The organism is Bradyrhizobium sp. Kon37, from assembly GCF_055807535.1.
Window position 1 is genome coordinate 1 of record NZ_JBVVOY010000078.1, and the last position, 849, is coordinate 849.

At 52.8% G+C, this 849-nt stretch carries 1 protein-coding gene; it reads right to left on the reverse strand.

Features of this window, described 5'->3' with window-relative positions; translation table 11 throughout:
* Nucleotides 1–849 (reverse strand): transposase domain-containing protein (locus tag AC0L3J_RS37085; RefSeq protein WP_473350387.1); only part of this gene is annotated, 849 nt, incomplete at both ends.

The window sequence follows — 849 nt, forward strand, 5'->3', positions numbered from 1 at the left end:
GCGTGAAACGTTCACCGCCTCGGCAGGCAGTAACAGCATCCGTTTTTGTTCTTCGGTTGGCTTACGCACAATCGTTCTGGCGTATTCACGCTCGAAAACATCATCAAACGAGAGTTTGCCCCCGCACATTTCTGTTTCACGGCCTGTTCTGGCATTGAACATCGCCACACCTTCGGCAAGGGTTTTCAGAAACAGCTCTGCATCAACAGCGCGGTCGCCATAGTTATCAGGTTTTGCCTGCGGATTTGGCCCCGTATATGCGCCAGCCAGTGCCGGATGCTTATCAACGTATTCCTCAAGCCCACCCACACCGAAAGCACGTCCAACAGGTTTTGCCTGGCCCCAGCCTTTACCGGCAACAACGCTTGTCCAGTGCATTTTCGCCCCCATCAGTAAAAACAGTCCTTTTGGATCGTCCTCTTTTACCTTAAAGCGGTAGCGATTGGGCGCGCCTCCCGTCAGCCATTTATTCGCAGCACCACGGGTGTTATCAATGGTGATGTGAAAATCCTCCGGGATACCGTAGCGAGTCACAACATCCATGAACGAGAGGCGAATTGAATCAATGTTCTCGCTCACATCGCAGCGCCAGCCCAGAATTTTTCGGGTTTTCACATCCTGCCAGAACCATGTTTTCGGACGGATCACATCACCGTTAAACCAGCGTACAAAGACGTTATGCAGATAACCGTCGCCGTTGATCCACTGCATGGCGTCCAGGTGTTCCACAGTTCGCTGCTGTGCCGGTATCAGATGCATCAGTGCATGTTCACCTTCACGACAGGCAACAACCATTGCCTCGTCCAGTTGCTGAATCCGGCGAAAGGCCGTGGCACGGGAGGGAATACT